General features: G+C 42.2%; 10 protein-coding genes. 7 read left to right on the plus strand and 3 right to left on the minus strand.

Translation table 11 applies throughout. The features are described from left to right. Positions 1 to 159: 159 nt before the first annotated feature. Positions 160 to 2,676, minus strand: a complete 2,517-nt coding sequence (gyrA, locus tag QI031_RS06705) for a DNA gyrase subunit A (protein WP_281484416.1) — start codon at positions 2,674 to 2,676, stop codon at positions 160 to 162. Between the two features lie 216 nt (positions 2,677 to 2,892). On the opposite strand from gyrA, the gene QI031_RS06710 reads away from it, so the two are divergent. After that, entirely contained in the window at positions 2,893 to 3,297 is a 405-nt protein-coding gene (locus QI031_RS06710; protein ID WP_281484417.1) for a response regulator, read from the plus strand. A gap of 281 nt (positions 3,298 to 3,578) precedes the next feature. Here QI031_RS06710 and QI031_RS06715 read toward each other — a convergent pair whose 3' ends face one another. Continuing rightward, on the minus strand, positions 3,579 to 4,448 hold the full coding sequence (locus QI031_RS06715) for a tetratricopeptide repeat protein (RefSeq protein WP_281484418.1): 870 nt from the start codon (positions 4,446 to 4,448) through the stop codon (positions 3,579 to 3,581). Between the two features lie 357 nt (positions 4,449 to 4,805). Here QI031_RS06715 and QI031_RS06720 point away from each other — a divergent pair, with 357 nt between their 5' ends. Then, entirely contained in the window at positions 4,806 to 5,129 is a 324-nt protein-coding gene (locus QI031_RS06720) for a DUF1825 family protein (protein WP_281484419.1), read from the plus strand. A 237-nt stretch (positions 5,130 to 5,366) separates the two neighbouring features. Here the strand turns inward: QI031_RS06720 and QI031_RS06725 are convergent, their stop codons facing one another. Beyond that, entirely contained in the window at positions 5,367 to 7,286 is a 1,920-nt protein-coding gene (locus QI031_RS06725) for a transglycosylase domain-containing protein (protein ID WP_281484420.1), read from the minus strand. A gap of 173 nt (positions 7,287 to 7,459) precedes the next feature. Here QI031_RS06725 and tyrS point away from each other — a divergent pair, with 173 nt between their 5' ends. The 5 genes from tyrS (at position 7,460) to ctpC (ending at position 13,161) form a co-directional block, all read left to right on the plus strand. Continuing rightward, positions 7,460 to 8,650: a tyrosine--tRNA ligase gene (tyrS, locus tag QI031_RS06730; protein ID WP_281485947.1), complete on the plus strand. Its 1,191-nt coding sequence runs from the start codon at positions 7,460 to 7,462 to the stop codon at positions 8,648 to 8,650. An 87-nt stretch (positions 8,651 to 8,737) separates the two neighbouring features. Next, positions 8,738 to 9,457 (plus strand): orotidine-5'-phosphate decarboxylase, encoded by a 720-nt coding sequence (gene pyrF / locus QI031_RS06735; RefSeq protein ID WP_281484421.1) that lies wholly within the window; start codon positions 8,738 to 8,740, stop codon positions 9,455 to 9,457. Continuing rightward, positions 9,454 to 10,074, plus strand: a complete 621-nt coding sequence (locus QI031_RS06740) for a hypothetical protein (protein ID WP_281484422.1) — start codon at positions 9,454 to 9,456, stop codon at positions 10,072 to 10,074. Before pyrF ends, QI031_RS06740 begins: the two co-directional genes overlap by 4 nt. A 255-nt stretch (positions 10,075 to 10,329) precedes the next feature. After that, positions 10,330 to 11,556: a (E)-4-hydroxy-3-methylbut-2-enyl-diphosphate synthase gene (ispG, locus tag QI031_RS06745; RefSeq protein WP_281484423.1), complete on the plus strand. Its 1,227-nt coding sequence runs from the start codon at positions 10,330 to 10,332 to the stop codon at positions 11,554 to 11,556. Between the two features lie 318 nt (positions 11,557 to 11,874). Further along, positions 11,875 to 13,161: a carboxyl-terminal processing protease CtpC gene (gene ctpC, locus QI031_RS06750; RefSeq protein WP_281484424.1), complete on the plus strand. Its 1,287-nt coding sequence runs from the start codon at positions 11,875 to 11,877 to the stop codon at positions 13,159 to 13,161. The last annotated feature ends 40 nt before the right edge of the window (positions 13,162 to 13,201 follow it).

Genomic DNA, 13,201 nt, shown 5'->3' on the forward strand with positions numbered 1-13,201 from the left:
AGTGAATAACTAATACATCTATCTTTAGATATAATTACTAAAATTGCTTAATATTTTGCAATTTCAATTTTTAGCCTTACTAATGACCTGTTTTAATTAACTTGACCAATGACAAAACTCTATCCACAAAGAGATAGAGTTTTTATTTAATCTCCCTGGCTAACGAACTTCGGCAACAGTGATAATTTTCTCATCACGGCTAAGTTGCAGGATGCTTTCACCCTTACCATCTCTACCTAAAATAGGCACTGTTTCTACAGGTATTTTGACTACTCGTTCTTTGTTAGTAACTAGTGCTACTTCAGCAGAAGCGATCGCCTTCACCATACCAGCTAAATTGTCAGTTTTATTGCCAAATTTCACCGCTTGCGTACCTAAATCACCCCGACTAGCTGCTCTTAATTGACTTGCAGCTATTCGCTTGGCATATCCTTCTTGAGTAACTAATAGCAGTTGGTCATCTTTACCTACAGTGACACAGCCAACCATTTGCTGATTTCTCAACAGTCTAAATGCTTGTAAACCCATTGCTGTGCGACCCATGACAGGTAATTGCTCATCATTGGCTGCAAACCGCAATACTCGCCCACTGGAACTAGCTAAAACTAAGTGTTCCCCTGGAGTGGTGAACTGAGTATATGACAATTCATCGTTATCTTTAAGCTTCAAAATCGTAATTCCGCGACGAGTCAGATTAGTCAATTCTTCTAAAGACAAGCGTTTGATTCGTCCGTGTTTTGTCAGCAAAATTAGCTGTTGAGTATCTAAATTTTCTGGTAGTAAAAGGCGGCTTACTACAGCTTCTTGAGCGCTTTGAGCAGTACTAGTAAGTGTAGTAATTAATGGTGTTCCTCTTGAAGAACGTCCAGTAGTTAAGGGAATTTCTCCTACCTGCACTGGGTAGAGTTTGCCACTACTAGTTAATACCAGCAATTCTTTTTCTGTATCGGTCAACTCGGTTTGGATGATGAAATCATGATCGTGCAGACCGTTTTCTGTTTTCGACTTTCTCCCTGATGGTTGAGTGTGGCGTACATAACCCCGTTGGGTAAATTCTAAAACCGCTGCTTCTGGTGATTGTTCTAACTTAGGAGTTAGGATTTGGGATTTAGGATTATCTGAATCAGATCCTTTTTTGCTTGTTTTTTTATTTTCTTGTAGCTTTGTTTCACTAATATTAGGTAAGAGTTTAGTGCGTCGGGGATTGCCATACTTACGCTTGAGCGATCGCAAGTCTTTTTTCATTGACTTGAGTAATTCTCGGCGATCGCTGAGTAATCTTTGTAATAAACTAATTTGCTCACTAAGTTGGTCAAACTCTTGCTGCAAGTTCTGTTGTTCTAAACTTGTGAGGCGGCGCAACGGCATAGCTAAAATTGCATCTCCTTGTACCTCACTCAAATCTAATTGAGTACAAAGGTTGATTTTTGCTGTACTACCATCGGCAGCACGGCGCAAAATTTCAATGACTGCATCTAAATTAGACAAGGCTTTGAGTAACCCTGCGACTACATGCAACCGACTTTCCGCTTTATCCAACTCATAACCGTAGCGACGATTTAACGTTTCTTCTCTGAAGTTCAAAAACTCCTGCAATATTTGCCGCAAGCTTAACTGGCGGGGTTGTCCATCTACTATTGCTAAGAGAATTGCGCCAAAAGTTGTTTGTAAAGCGGTTTGGTGATACAAGTGCTGGAGAACTTCTTGAGGATCGGTATCACGTTTGAGTTCAATTACTACCCGCATCCCTTCGCGATCGCTTTCGTCCCGCAGATCAGAAATTCCTTGCAGACGGCCTTGATTGACTAAATCTGCTACTTTCTCAATCCAACCTGCTTTATTCACTTGATAAGGCAATTCTGTAATAATGATTGCTGTCCGCCGCTTACTACCTCTAACAGGTGCAATTTCCTCCAGCGTTGCGACTCCTCGCAATAAAATTCCACCTTTACCAGTGCTGTATGCTTCTTTAATTCCTGTATCACCAACTATTTCCCCACCAGTAGGAAAGTCTGGGCCAGGAATTAATTTTAATAATTTTTCATCTGATAAATCCGGTTGATCGATTAAAGCAATTAAGCCATCAACCACTTCTTCTAAGTTGTGTGGAGGAATATTCGTTGCCATACCTACAGCAATACCAGCACAACCATTCAGCAATAAAAACGGCAACTGAGCAGGTAACACTGTTGGTTCTTGCTGGGAATTATCGAAGTTACCAATAAATTCCACCGTTTCATCACCAATTTCTGCCAGCATTCCCTCATGGCTAATAGGTGAAAGACGCGTTTCTGTATAACGCATCGCCGCTGGTGGATCGTTATCAACGCTGCCAAAGTTACCGTGTCCTGCTAGTAAAGGATAGCGACTAGAAAATTCCTGTACTAGTCTGACTAAAGCATCGTAAACCGCTTGATCCCCGTGGGGATGGTATTTACCCAGCACGTCTCCCACGACACGAGCACATTTACGATAGGGTCTATCGGGTGTCAGTCCCAACTCGTGCATAGCATATAAAATCCGCCGATGCACAGGTTTTAAGCCATCACGCACGTCTGGTAACGCCCGCCCAACAATCACACTCATGGCATATTCCAAGTAAGACCGTTGCATCTCGGTGTGCAGGGCTGTTGTGATCACCTGTCCCGTTGAGAGAAGGTTTAACTGTTTGGCCATGAGTTTTTTCCCTGAATTTTAACTACACAAAAGTCGCTATAACTGAACATCGCAGCAAACACAGCATAACGGATGAAATGGGATTACTAACACAATCTTGATAGTCAAAAGATAAACAGCAGTAGTATCATCCTTGATGACGGGGATGCACTTTGATTACTCAAAAAATGTTTTGCTCAGGTTGTAATCTCCCTCACCTCTATAAATAAAATTCTCATGAAAACCGTTCTAATTGTTGAAGACGATTTAATTAATGCTCGTGTTTTTTCCAAAATTTTGACCAAGCGCGGCGGTTTGGATGTGAAACACACTGAAAATGTAGAAGAAGTAATAAGCATTGCCCAATCAGGAGAAGCAGACCTAATTTTAATGGATGTTTCTCTTTCCAGAAGTGTTTACCAAGGTAAATCTGTTGATGGAATTAAAATTACACAAATGCTGAAATCTGACCCCAAGACAGCAAATTTGCCTGTTATTTTGGTAACAGCACACGCAATGGAAGGCGATCGCGAGAACTTTCTCAAGCAAAGCGGCGCTGATGGTTACATCTCTAAACCTGTTGTAGACCATCAACAGTTTGTTGATCAAATCTTGGCACTTCTCCCCATAGATAATCACTAAAAACTAACGATATCTTTTCAAAAAGATTCGCCCAAAAGTTTGGGGCGAATCTTTTTCATCAAGATAGTATATATGTACTACGAAAAGGTAGTATTCGCAAGTATTTAATTGAAATGGGGCATGGGGCATGGAGAAGAGGAATTGGAGCAGGGTGCGGGGTGCAAGGGGGAGTTTGAAACTACTTCGCACTTATTAATTTGTGGTTAACACTCTTTCCTCTTCTCCCCTGCTCCCTGCTCCCTGCCCCTTGTCCTTTTCCCCCTGCTTCCCCTGCCCTATTTTTATTGAGTAGGTTCTGGTCTTTGGCTTTGTTCTAAGGCAGCTTGGATACTGGGTAGTTCTAAGAATTTTTTCGTATCAGACAGTAAGCGATCGCCCCAAAGATTTTGCTTGAGGAAGTCTAAATCGCCATAACGCCCATCAATTCGGAGTGCAGATTCTCCCATTTTTAGAGCTTGTTGACGATCACCTTTGTTATAAAGTCCTACTGCCAGTGCTAACAATGGTTCTGCGGCTTGTTTGTCAATACTAACAGCACTTTGCCATTGCTTAATTGCTCCTTCAGTGTCACCTTGCTCATATTTGATTAAGCCAATATTGTTAATTGCTGGCCAGAATTTTTGATCTTGAGATACGGCTTTATTGTACTGAGCGATCGCATCGGGCAATCGATTTAGCATATAGTAAGCATTACCCAAATCAAACAATCCATCTGGGTCATTAGGTTTTAACTGCAAACCCGCTTGATAATTGCTAATAGCTGCTTGATATTTTTCTTGTTGAAAATTAGCTGAACCCAAAGCAAATAAAACGTCAGGATTTTTAGGATTGATTGATTGTGCCTTTTTCAAGGCAGCGATCGCCGCATCGAAATCTTTGGTTTGCAGTTGCAAACCACCCAACAAAAACCATACCTTATCATTCTGAGGAGCTAGTTGACTGGCCAGTCTAGCCCTTGGTAAAGCCAATTCAAACTGTTGAAATTGTCCTAGTTGAGCCGCTTCTTGTGCTAAACTCAACCCCTGCTTCTCCAACTTTGTTGGATCTAATTGCAGTGTATGTGGTACAAGTGCCTGTGCATGAGCTGCTTTAGGCATACTCCACAAACTACAGACAATTAGAAGAGAAATTAAACTAATATGTTTAGGCACACTACCGCCTCTTAGCCACAACTCAAAGAATCTTTCAGCTAGCTTAAACGATCTTTACTCTGCACGAACAGCAAAGTTGAAACTCATTAGTGCTGGCTGCATCAATCACCTTAACCTACTTCCACTATTGACATCACCATTGGCAAGAAATAAATTAACCACTATGTAAGTAGTTGCACAAAATTTAGGTAAATTTATTTTCAAAACAAAAGCAAATTCCAGTCAAGTGTTGAAATTTCGGTAAAAAACCGTACTTAAACCGAAGCTTGTTCTCTAGATGAGTTCACTAGACTAGAATAAAAATAGAGGCAAAAATATAAGCTGCTGAGTGTCATTACTCAGTTGAGTATAAATATTATGGGATTCTTTGATTCTGATATAGTTCAGCAAGAAGCAAAACAGCTGTTTGAAGATTATCAAGCCCTAATTCAGCTGGGAAATAGCTATGGTAAATTTGACCGCGAGGGCAAAAAGCTGTTTATTGATCAGATGGAAGCCATGATGGATCGCTATCGCGTTTTTATGAAACGCTTCGAGCTATCAGAAGATTTTATGGCACAAATGACAATGGAGCAGCTTAAAACTCAGTTAGGTCAGTTTGGTGTCACTCCGCAACAGATGTTTGATCAAATGAATGGCACTCTAGAACGGATGAAAACTGAACTAGAAAAACAGCCCTAGTAAAAAAGCAGGAGAGCAGGGAGCAACAAGAAGACACAGAGACAAGGAAATAGGGAGAAAAAGAGACATTTCTTTCTCCAATTCCTTTTCTTCCCTGTGTCCTCTGTCTCTTAAAAATTCTAGGTTTGAGATTTTGGATTAATTTTCAATCTAAAGTCTAGCTAGAAAATTTTTTGAGGGGGACAAGGAAACTCTCCCCTAACTTTGCCGTTCTCGACAAATTTTTACACAATCTATTTATGATTTGGGACGAGAAAATTGGGAAGGTGATTTGAATTTTTCTGCTGGCACATTTTTCAGTGCCTTCTGCATAAAATCGCGCCAGATGGGAGCCACCATCCCACCACCTGTAGCACTACCAGCCAATTGTCTGTTATCGTCCCTACCTACCCAGATAGCTGTTGTTAACTGTGGTACAGTTCCTACAAACCAAATATCTTTTTCTGAGGAAGTTGTTCCCGTCTTACCAGCAACTGGACGGCCTATTGCTGCACCTTTGCCAGTTCCTTCATTAACTACTGTTTGCATCACATCTATAATTGCCGCTGATGCCCAAGGATCGAGAACCAGTTGGGGTTTGGGGGTATTATCTAGCAACACGTTACCACTACTATCGGTGACACGGGCGATGATTGTAGGCGGTGACTGCCAACCATAATTAGCAAAGGTAGCATAAGCACTAGCCATTTCCAATGGTGTAACACCAATAGCACCAAGTGGTAAAGAAGTTACAGGTGCCATAGGACTCATAATTCCTAAAGTACGGCAGGTTTCTATTACCCTGTTCATCCCAACAGCCTTGCCAATCTTAATCACAGGAATGTTGCGAGACTGCGCTAAGGCTGTGCGAATTGACATTGGCCCCCTAAAACTACCATCATAATTTCTGGGATAGTATCGATTATTACCGTCTTGATAACTGACTGGTGAATCTACCACTGTCGAATTTGGTGCATATTTGCCAGTGGCAAAAGCAGTATAGTAAACAAACGGTTTAAAAGAAGAACCTGGTTGACGTTGAGCCTGAGTTGCTCGGTTAAATTCGCTGATTTTAGGATCTACACCACCGACCAAAGCTTTAACAAAATGTGTACGTGGATCAATTGCTACTAAGGCTATTTGATTCTTGTATAATCCTTGACCTAAAAGTGTTTTATGCCACTTGGTAACAGTTTCCTCTGCCATTGCTTGAAAGTCAGCTGCAACAGTAGTTTGTACCCGCATTCCGCCTTTTAGTAGTGCTTCACGGCCAAACTTTTTAGCCAATTCTTGTGCCACAGTGTTAGTAACATAGGGTAAGGCACTACCTTGAAAAGACCTAATTCTACCAAGCTTAATTTCTTGCCTTAAGGCATTATCGTAGTCTTGTTGGCTAATCCAGTTCAATTCCAGCATTCGCCCTAGCACTTCTTTTTGTTTCTGCTTTGCCAGTTTCATACTGACAAATGGGCTAAATTCTTCTGGCGCTTGGATCAAACCCGCCATCATTGCCGACTCGCCCAAAGTTAAATATTCTGCTGACTTATCAAAGTAACTGCGTGCTGCCGTTTGTACACCATAATTATTATGACCCCAATAAACTTGATTGAGGTACATTTCTAATATTTGGTCTTTGCTCAGAATCTGTTCTAAGCGAATTGCCAGCACTCCCTCGGCTAACTTGCGGGTGAAAGCACGCTTTTGAGACAAAAACAGGTTTTTCACCAATTGCATGGTGATAGTAGAACCACCTTCTCGTACACCACCTGCTACCCAGTTAACTACTATAGCTCGGCCAACCCCGGTAGGATTAATACCGTGGTGATCGTAGAAATGACTATCTTCGCTGGCTAACACTGCCCGTTTGAGATTTGGAGAAATTCTATCTAGAGATACGACTTCTCGGTTTGCTTCTCCGTGGATACGTGTTAGTAACTTGCCCTTGATGTCATAGATGTAAGTCGTTTCTGATGGGATAAAATTTCGTAGCTGTCTTACATCTGGCAAATTGCGGAAACTAATGGCTAAGCCGACTAATCCTCCGGCGACAATAGAGCTTCCTAGCATCGTTATTGATAACAGAGTACCGCCAGTTACCTGGCCTACTCCCTTTAAAAATTCAAACCCAGATGAAGACCGACGTTGTGGCTGCTTGTTTTCAAAAGTCCTAGACGACACGGCGATTCCACTTCCTCACTTGTAAATGTAACTGTAATTAATTCAATTAAGCAAGACGGTTAATTTTTTGCAATTATATTAGTTTGGCAGATCACAGAACGGACAAATTGCCAGTGAATATAACCAACCTAACTTCTAAAGTAAAAAGCGTAGTTAAGAACGAGTCTCCTAGTATGACGCAAAATTTTTCTTGGCTGCATCGCGGCATAGTAGAAATTTTCCCACAACCAACTGATGCTGACAGTGAAAGTTTAGAGAAGTACTTAGAAACTACAAACCAGCCTTTAAGGATCAAATTGGGAATCGACCCTACAGGTGCCGATATTCATCTTGGTCATAGCATACCAGTACGAAAACTGCGAACTTTTCAAGATGCAGGTCATACAGCAGTCCTAATTATTGGTGATTTTACAGCTCGAATTGGCGATCCGACAGGGAAATCTGAGGTGCGTCGTCAACTGACTAAAGCAGAAGTAGCACAAAATGCTCAGACTTACCTTGACCAAGTGCGACCTATCTTGGATTTTGACACACCAGGAAGGTTAGAGGTGCGTTATAACTCCGAATGGCTATCCCAGCTTGATTTAGGGGAAATTTTGGAGTTACTTTCCACGATGACAGTCGGGCAAATGTTAGCAAAAGAGGGATTCGCAGAACGTTATAGAAAAGAGAATCCTATTTTTATTCATGAGTTCCTATATCCGTTAATGCAGGGTTATGATTCTGTCGCTGTCAAGGCAGATGTGGAACTAGGAGGAACTGACCAAAAGTTTAACCTTGCTGTTGGGCGAGATTTACAACGTCATTTTGGGCAAAAGCCTCAATTTGGTTTACTATTACCTATTTTAATCGGCACAGACGGTGTGCAGAAAATGTCTAAGTCTTTGGGTAACTATGTAGGCTTGTCAGAACACCCTGCACAAAAATACCAGAAGTTACAAGGTGTGCCGGATAATCTGCTGTCACAGTATTTTGAACTGCTGACAGACTTACCTTTAGATAAATTACCAGAAAACCCCCGCGATCGCCAGATGCTTTTAGCTTGGGAAGTTGTCAAACAGTATCACGGCGAACAAGCAGCCAATGAGGCGAAAGAAGCAGCAAAAACTGGTGGTAAAGAAGGTTCAATCCCAGAATTTTCTTTAGCTGAAGTATCGCAGTTTCCAGCTAAATTAGCTTATCTTCTTAATGCCACTGGTTTGTGTAAAAGTACTGGGGAAGGTAAGCGAAAAATTCAAGAAGGTGGAGTACGCTTAGATGGGGATCGCATTCATGATGTTGATACTACTTTCGATCTACCCAGCGAATTACAGGGGCGAGTGCTGCAAGTCGGTAAAAACAAGTTTGTTCGACTTGTACTTTAAGTTGGGCATTGGGCATGGGGGAGGCAGTGCGGTCTTGGGGTCTCCCCAAGTGGAGCAACTGCCGTCATAGGGCATGGAGAATTTTTAATGAATGCAGAACAACAAATTATTGTGGCTTTGGATGTGCCAGATTTGGCAAGTGCGATCGCTCTTGTCGAGCAACTACCGCAAGTACATTTCTGGAAAGTAGGCTTAGAATTATTTACCAGTTCTGGCCCCGCAATTTTGGAAGTACTAAAGTCGCGGCAAAAGCGCATCTTTCTCGATTTAAAGTTTCATGATATTCCTAATACCGTTGCCGGTGCTTGTCGTGCCGCAGCTAGTTATGGGGTAGATTTGCTGACAATACATGCTACTGCTGGTAGAGATGCCCTGAAAGCTGCAACAGAAGCTGTACAGATTGGGGCAGCCCAAGCGGGTGTAAAACCACCTAAATTAATCGCTATTAGCTTGCTGACGAGCATCTCTTCTAGACAACTGGCATTTGATTTAAAAATTCCCCTAGAATTGCCAGAATACGCTTTAGAGATGGCACTCATGGCTCAAGAGATGGGGTTAGATGGGGCAGTTTGTTCGCCTCAAGAGGTAGCACAGTTAAGGCAAACTTGCAAAGATGATTTTTTGCTGGTTTGTCCGGGGGTACGACCAACTTGGGCAGAAAAAGGCGATCAAAAGCGATCGCTGACTCCAGCGCAAGCAATTCAAGCTGGTGCAAATTACCTAGTAATTGGTCGTCCCATCACTGCTGCTGCTGAGCCTGAGTTAGCCTGGAGAAGGATTTCTCAGGAGTTAACTACAGTTGCATGAAGTCAGGATTTCGGCAGCATAATTATGGCTTGTGGGTTGTCACTTGTAGCTTGGGGTTGTTAGTAGCAAATAGTTTTAATAATTCGGCATTCTCAAAAAATCTCTCTTCTAAGCCCTTAACCCAGGAAGGGGTAGTAAAAAATCAGTCGCAGTCTGCTTGTTCTAAGCAAAATCTAGATACATTAACTACTCAGTTATTGCAAGATTTACCAAGCTATGCTAATCGTGCCACTCAACGCGCCCGCCGCAGTGTCAACAATGAGGTTTACAGTTATGTTTTAATAGCAGGAAAACCAGTATTTCAACCGCTACCCCTCAGCCCGGAAGGATATACCGCAGAGAGGCAAAAAAAAGTAGTAACAAAAGTTGAGCAAGTTTTCTTCACTACTTTAGAACGGCATTATACAGGTGGAAAAGCAGTAGAAGTACAGCAATTTCATTGGCTATTGTTGACTCCAACTAAAAGTGGTTGGCGCTTGGTGATGATGTTTACCCAAACTGGCGGTTATCCTAAACAACAACCACCATCACCTCCACGTAATAGTAGTAATGGGGCGATCGCTCAAGGTGTTAAAACTTGGTTGCGAGATTGTCGAGCCAGAAGCATATCACAATAAAAGCTGCTAAATATTTATATGAGCTATGACTTACACTCCACCCAAACTCTTCACTTTTGAAAAATTTATAGCCGAACATGGCGACAATGTTGATCACAACAATATCGCTTAAAATCGCACACACTTTCTTGATTTGAAGTCTTAATTTTATTTTTTGCTACCTAATCATCAAAAAAAGTCCTTCCTGTGGCAATCTGAGAGACAGAGACTTTTCAATCTGATATTTTAGCTACAGCAAATTTACCTAATGGGGTTATGCAAACTCTGCCGACTTTTACAACTTCCAATACCACAGCAGAACAACCCACCATTGATACCACTATCAAGCGGCGCAAAACTCGCCCCGTAAAAGTGGGAAACATCACCATTGGAGGGGGCTATCCCGTTGTGGTGCAGTCAATGATTAATGAAGACACACTTGATATAGATGGTTCTGTTGCAGCTATTCGTCGTTTGCACGAAATTGGCTGTGAAATTGTCCGCGTCACAGTGCCAAGCATGGCTCACGCTAAAGTGATGGCGGAAATTAAACAAAAATTAAATAAAACTTATCAAGACGTGCCAATTGTTGCCGATGTTCATCACAACGGTATGAAAATCGCCCTAGAAGTCGCCAAACACATAGAAAAAGTGCGAATTAATCCAGGGTTGTATGTATTTGAAAAACCCAACTCCAATAGAAGCGAATATACTAAAGCCGAATTTGATGAAATTGGTGAAAAAATCCGTGAAACTTTAGCACCTTTAGTAGTTTCTCTGCGAGATCAAGATAAAGCGATGCGAATTGGTGTAAATCACGGTTCTCTGGCTGAAAGAATGCTGTTTACCTACGGCGACACTCCAGAAGGAATGGTGGAATCTGCCCTAGAATTTATTCGCATTTGTGAATCTTTAGATTTCCGAAACTTGGTCATTTCGATGAAAGCCTCACGAGTACCCGTGATGGTAGCCGCTTATCGCTTAATGGCTCAGCGTTTAGATGAGCTGGGTATGAATTATCCTTTACATTTAGGCGTTACAGAAGCTGGTGATGGCGAATACGGACGTATTAAGTCTACGGCTGGTATTGCCACATTACTTGCCGATGGCATTGGCGATACAATCCGCGTGTCACTTACAGAACCACCAGAAAAAGAAATTCCCGTTTGCTATAGCATTTTGCAAGCTTTAGGATTGCGGAAAACAATGGTGGAGTACGTTGCTTGCCCTTCTTGTGGACGCACTTTGTTTAATTTAGAGGAAGTGTTACATCAAGTCCGGGAAGCCACCAAACATTTGACTGGATTAGATATAGCCGTCATGGGTTGCATTGTGAATGGCCCTGGAGAAATGGCAGATGCCGACTACGGTTATGTTGGTAAAACTCCTGGTTATATTTCCCTATATCGCGGCAGAGAAGAAATTAAAAAAGTCCCAGAAACCCAAGGAGTAGAAGAGTTGATTAACCTAATTAAAACAGACGGACGTTGGGTAGATCCATAAGAAAGCAGGGGAAGCAGGGGAGGCAGGGGGGCAGGGAGCTGGGAGAAAAGGAGAGAAGTGCGGTAAGGCAGCGCGGTGAAGCAGTGCGTTGGGCGGGTTTCCCAAGTGGAGCAACTTCGGGAGAAAGAGGTAATTTTTCTTCATCCCCTTGCACCCCGCACCCTGCCCCAATTCTTCTTCTCCATGCCCCATGCCCAAGTTAGCCTAATTATTAAGTATTTTTCATGAATTAGAAATATATGCTCGGCCTGTTACGATGTACCCTGTGTTAGATTGGGCATACTGACTATAATTTTTCCCTCTGACAAAGCTGTCATTATGGTGATTACAAAAAGTAGACTTGTTTTGGGTGCTACGGCAGTGACACTCTCCACGATTGCTGTTACTAGTCTAGGCATCCACTCGCGAGGTCAGGCTTTATTTAAAGCAAGTCCCAAGGAAACGGTAGACGAAGTTTGGCAAATTGTTAACCGCCAATACGTAGATGGTACTTTTAACCAAGTAGATTGGCAGGCTGTTCGTAAGGAGTACTTGAACAAGTCTTACAGTAGTCAGCAAGAAGCTTATAAATCCATTCGGGAAATGCTGAAAAAGCTGGATGATCCCTACACCCGGTTTATGGACCCAGAGGAATTTAAAAATATGCAGGTGGATACCTCTGGAGAACTCACAGGTATTGGGATCACAATCAGTCAAGATGAAAAAACCAAGCAGTTAGTTGTAATTGCACCAATTGAGGATACACCAGCATTTAAGGCGGGAATCCTGGCAAAGGATGAAATTACCCAAATTAACGGGAAAAGCACTAAGGGGATGGATACTAACCAAGCAGTATCTTTGATCCGAGGTGAAGCAGGAACGACAGTAAACCTGACAATTCAGCGCAGCGGCCAAACAAAACAGTTTCAAATCAAACGAGCGCGAATTGAAATTCATCCAGTTAAGTATTCGCAAAAACAAACGCCAGCAGGTAAGCTTGGCTACATTCGCCTCAACCAGTTCAGTGCTAATGCTGGTAAGGAAATGCAAAACGCCATCAAAGATTTAGAAAGCAAAAAGGTAGCTGGCTATATCCTAGATTTGCGTGGTAATCCTGGTGGTCTACTTTTCTCTAGTGTAGAAATTGCCCGGATGTGGCTAAATAGCGGCACAATTGTCTCTACTATTGATCGTCAAGGTGAACAAGAAAAAGAAGTAGCAAACGGACGTGCTTTGACTACTAAACCATTGGTGGTATTGGTAGATAAAGGTTCAGCTAGTGCCAGTGAAATCCTCTCAGGAGCATTGCAAGATAATAAGCGTGCTACTTTAGTGGGTACTCAAACATTTGGCAAGGGATTGGTACAATCAGTACGTCCTTTGGATGATGGTTCAGGACTAGCGGTGACAATTGCTAAATATCATACGCCTAGTGGTAAAGATATTAACAAGCATGGAGTTGATCCAGATGTCAAAGTGGATTTGACCGATGCCCAGCGGCAAGATTTGTGGCTGCGAGAGCGTGATAAACTTGCTACCTTAGCAGATCCCCAATTCGCTAAAGCAGTAGAAGTAATCGGAAAACAAATTGCAGCTAGAGGACTCACCAGCGCCGAAAAAAATTAAAAAAGCAAAAGGTAAAAGATAGATCATGTTTCTTTTGCCT

The sequence above is a fragment of the Halotia branconii CENA392 genome (genome assembly GCF_029953635.1).
Taxonomy (GTDB): domain Bacteria; phylum Cyanobacteriota; class Cyanobacteriia; order Cyanobacteriales; family Nostocaceae; genus Halotia; species Halotia branconii.

Excerpts from the sequence above, each read along its gene's own strand:
- gyrA (WP_281484416.1), bottom strand. The coding sequence starts at position 2,676 with ATGGCCAAACAGTTAAACCTTCTCTCAACGGGACAGGTGATCACAACA.
- QI031_RS06710 (WP_281484417.1), top strand. The coding sequence starts at position 2,893 with ATGAAAACCGTTCTAATTGTTGAAGACGATTTAATTAATGCTCGTGTT.
- QI031_RS06720 (WP_281484419.1), top strand. The coding sequence starts at position 4,806 with ATGGGATTCTTTGATTCTGATATAGTTCAGCAAGAAGCAAAACAGCTG.
- tyrS (WP_281485947.1), top strand. The coding sequence starts at position 7,460 with ATGACGCAAAATTTTTCTTGGCTGCATCGCGGCATAGTAGAAATTTTC.
- pyrF (WP_281484421.1), top strand. The coding sequence starts at position 8,738 with ATGAATGCAGAACAACAAATTATTGTGGCTTTGGATGTGCCAGATTTG.
- QI031_RS06740 (WP_281484422.1), top strand. The coding sequence starts at position 9,454 with ATGAAGTCAGGATTTCGGCAGCATAATTATGGCTTGTGGGTTGTCACT.
- ispG (WP_281484423.1), top strand. The coding sequence starts at position 10,330 with ATGCAAACTCTGCCGACTTTTACAACTTCCAATACCACAGCAGAACAA.
- ctpC (WP_281484424.1), top strand. The coding sequence starts at position 11,875 with ATGGTGATTACAAAAAGTAGACTTGTTTTGGGTGCTACGGCAGTGACA.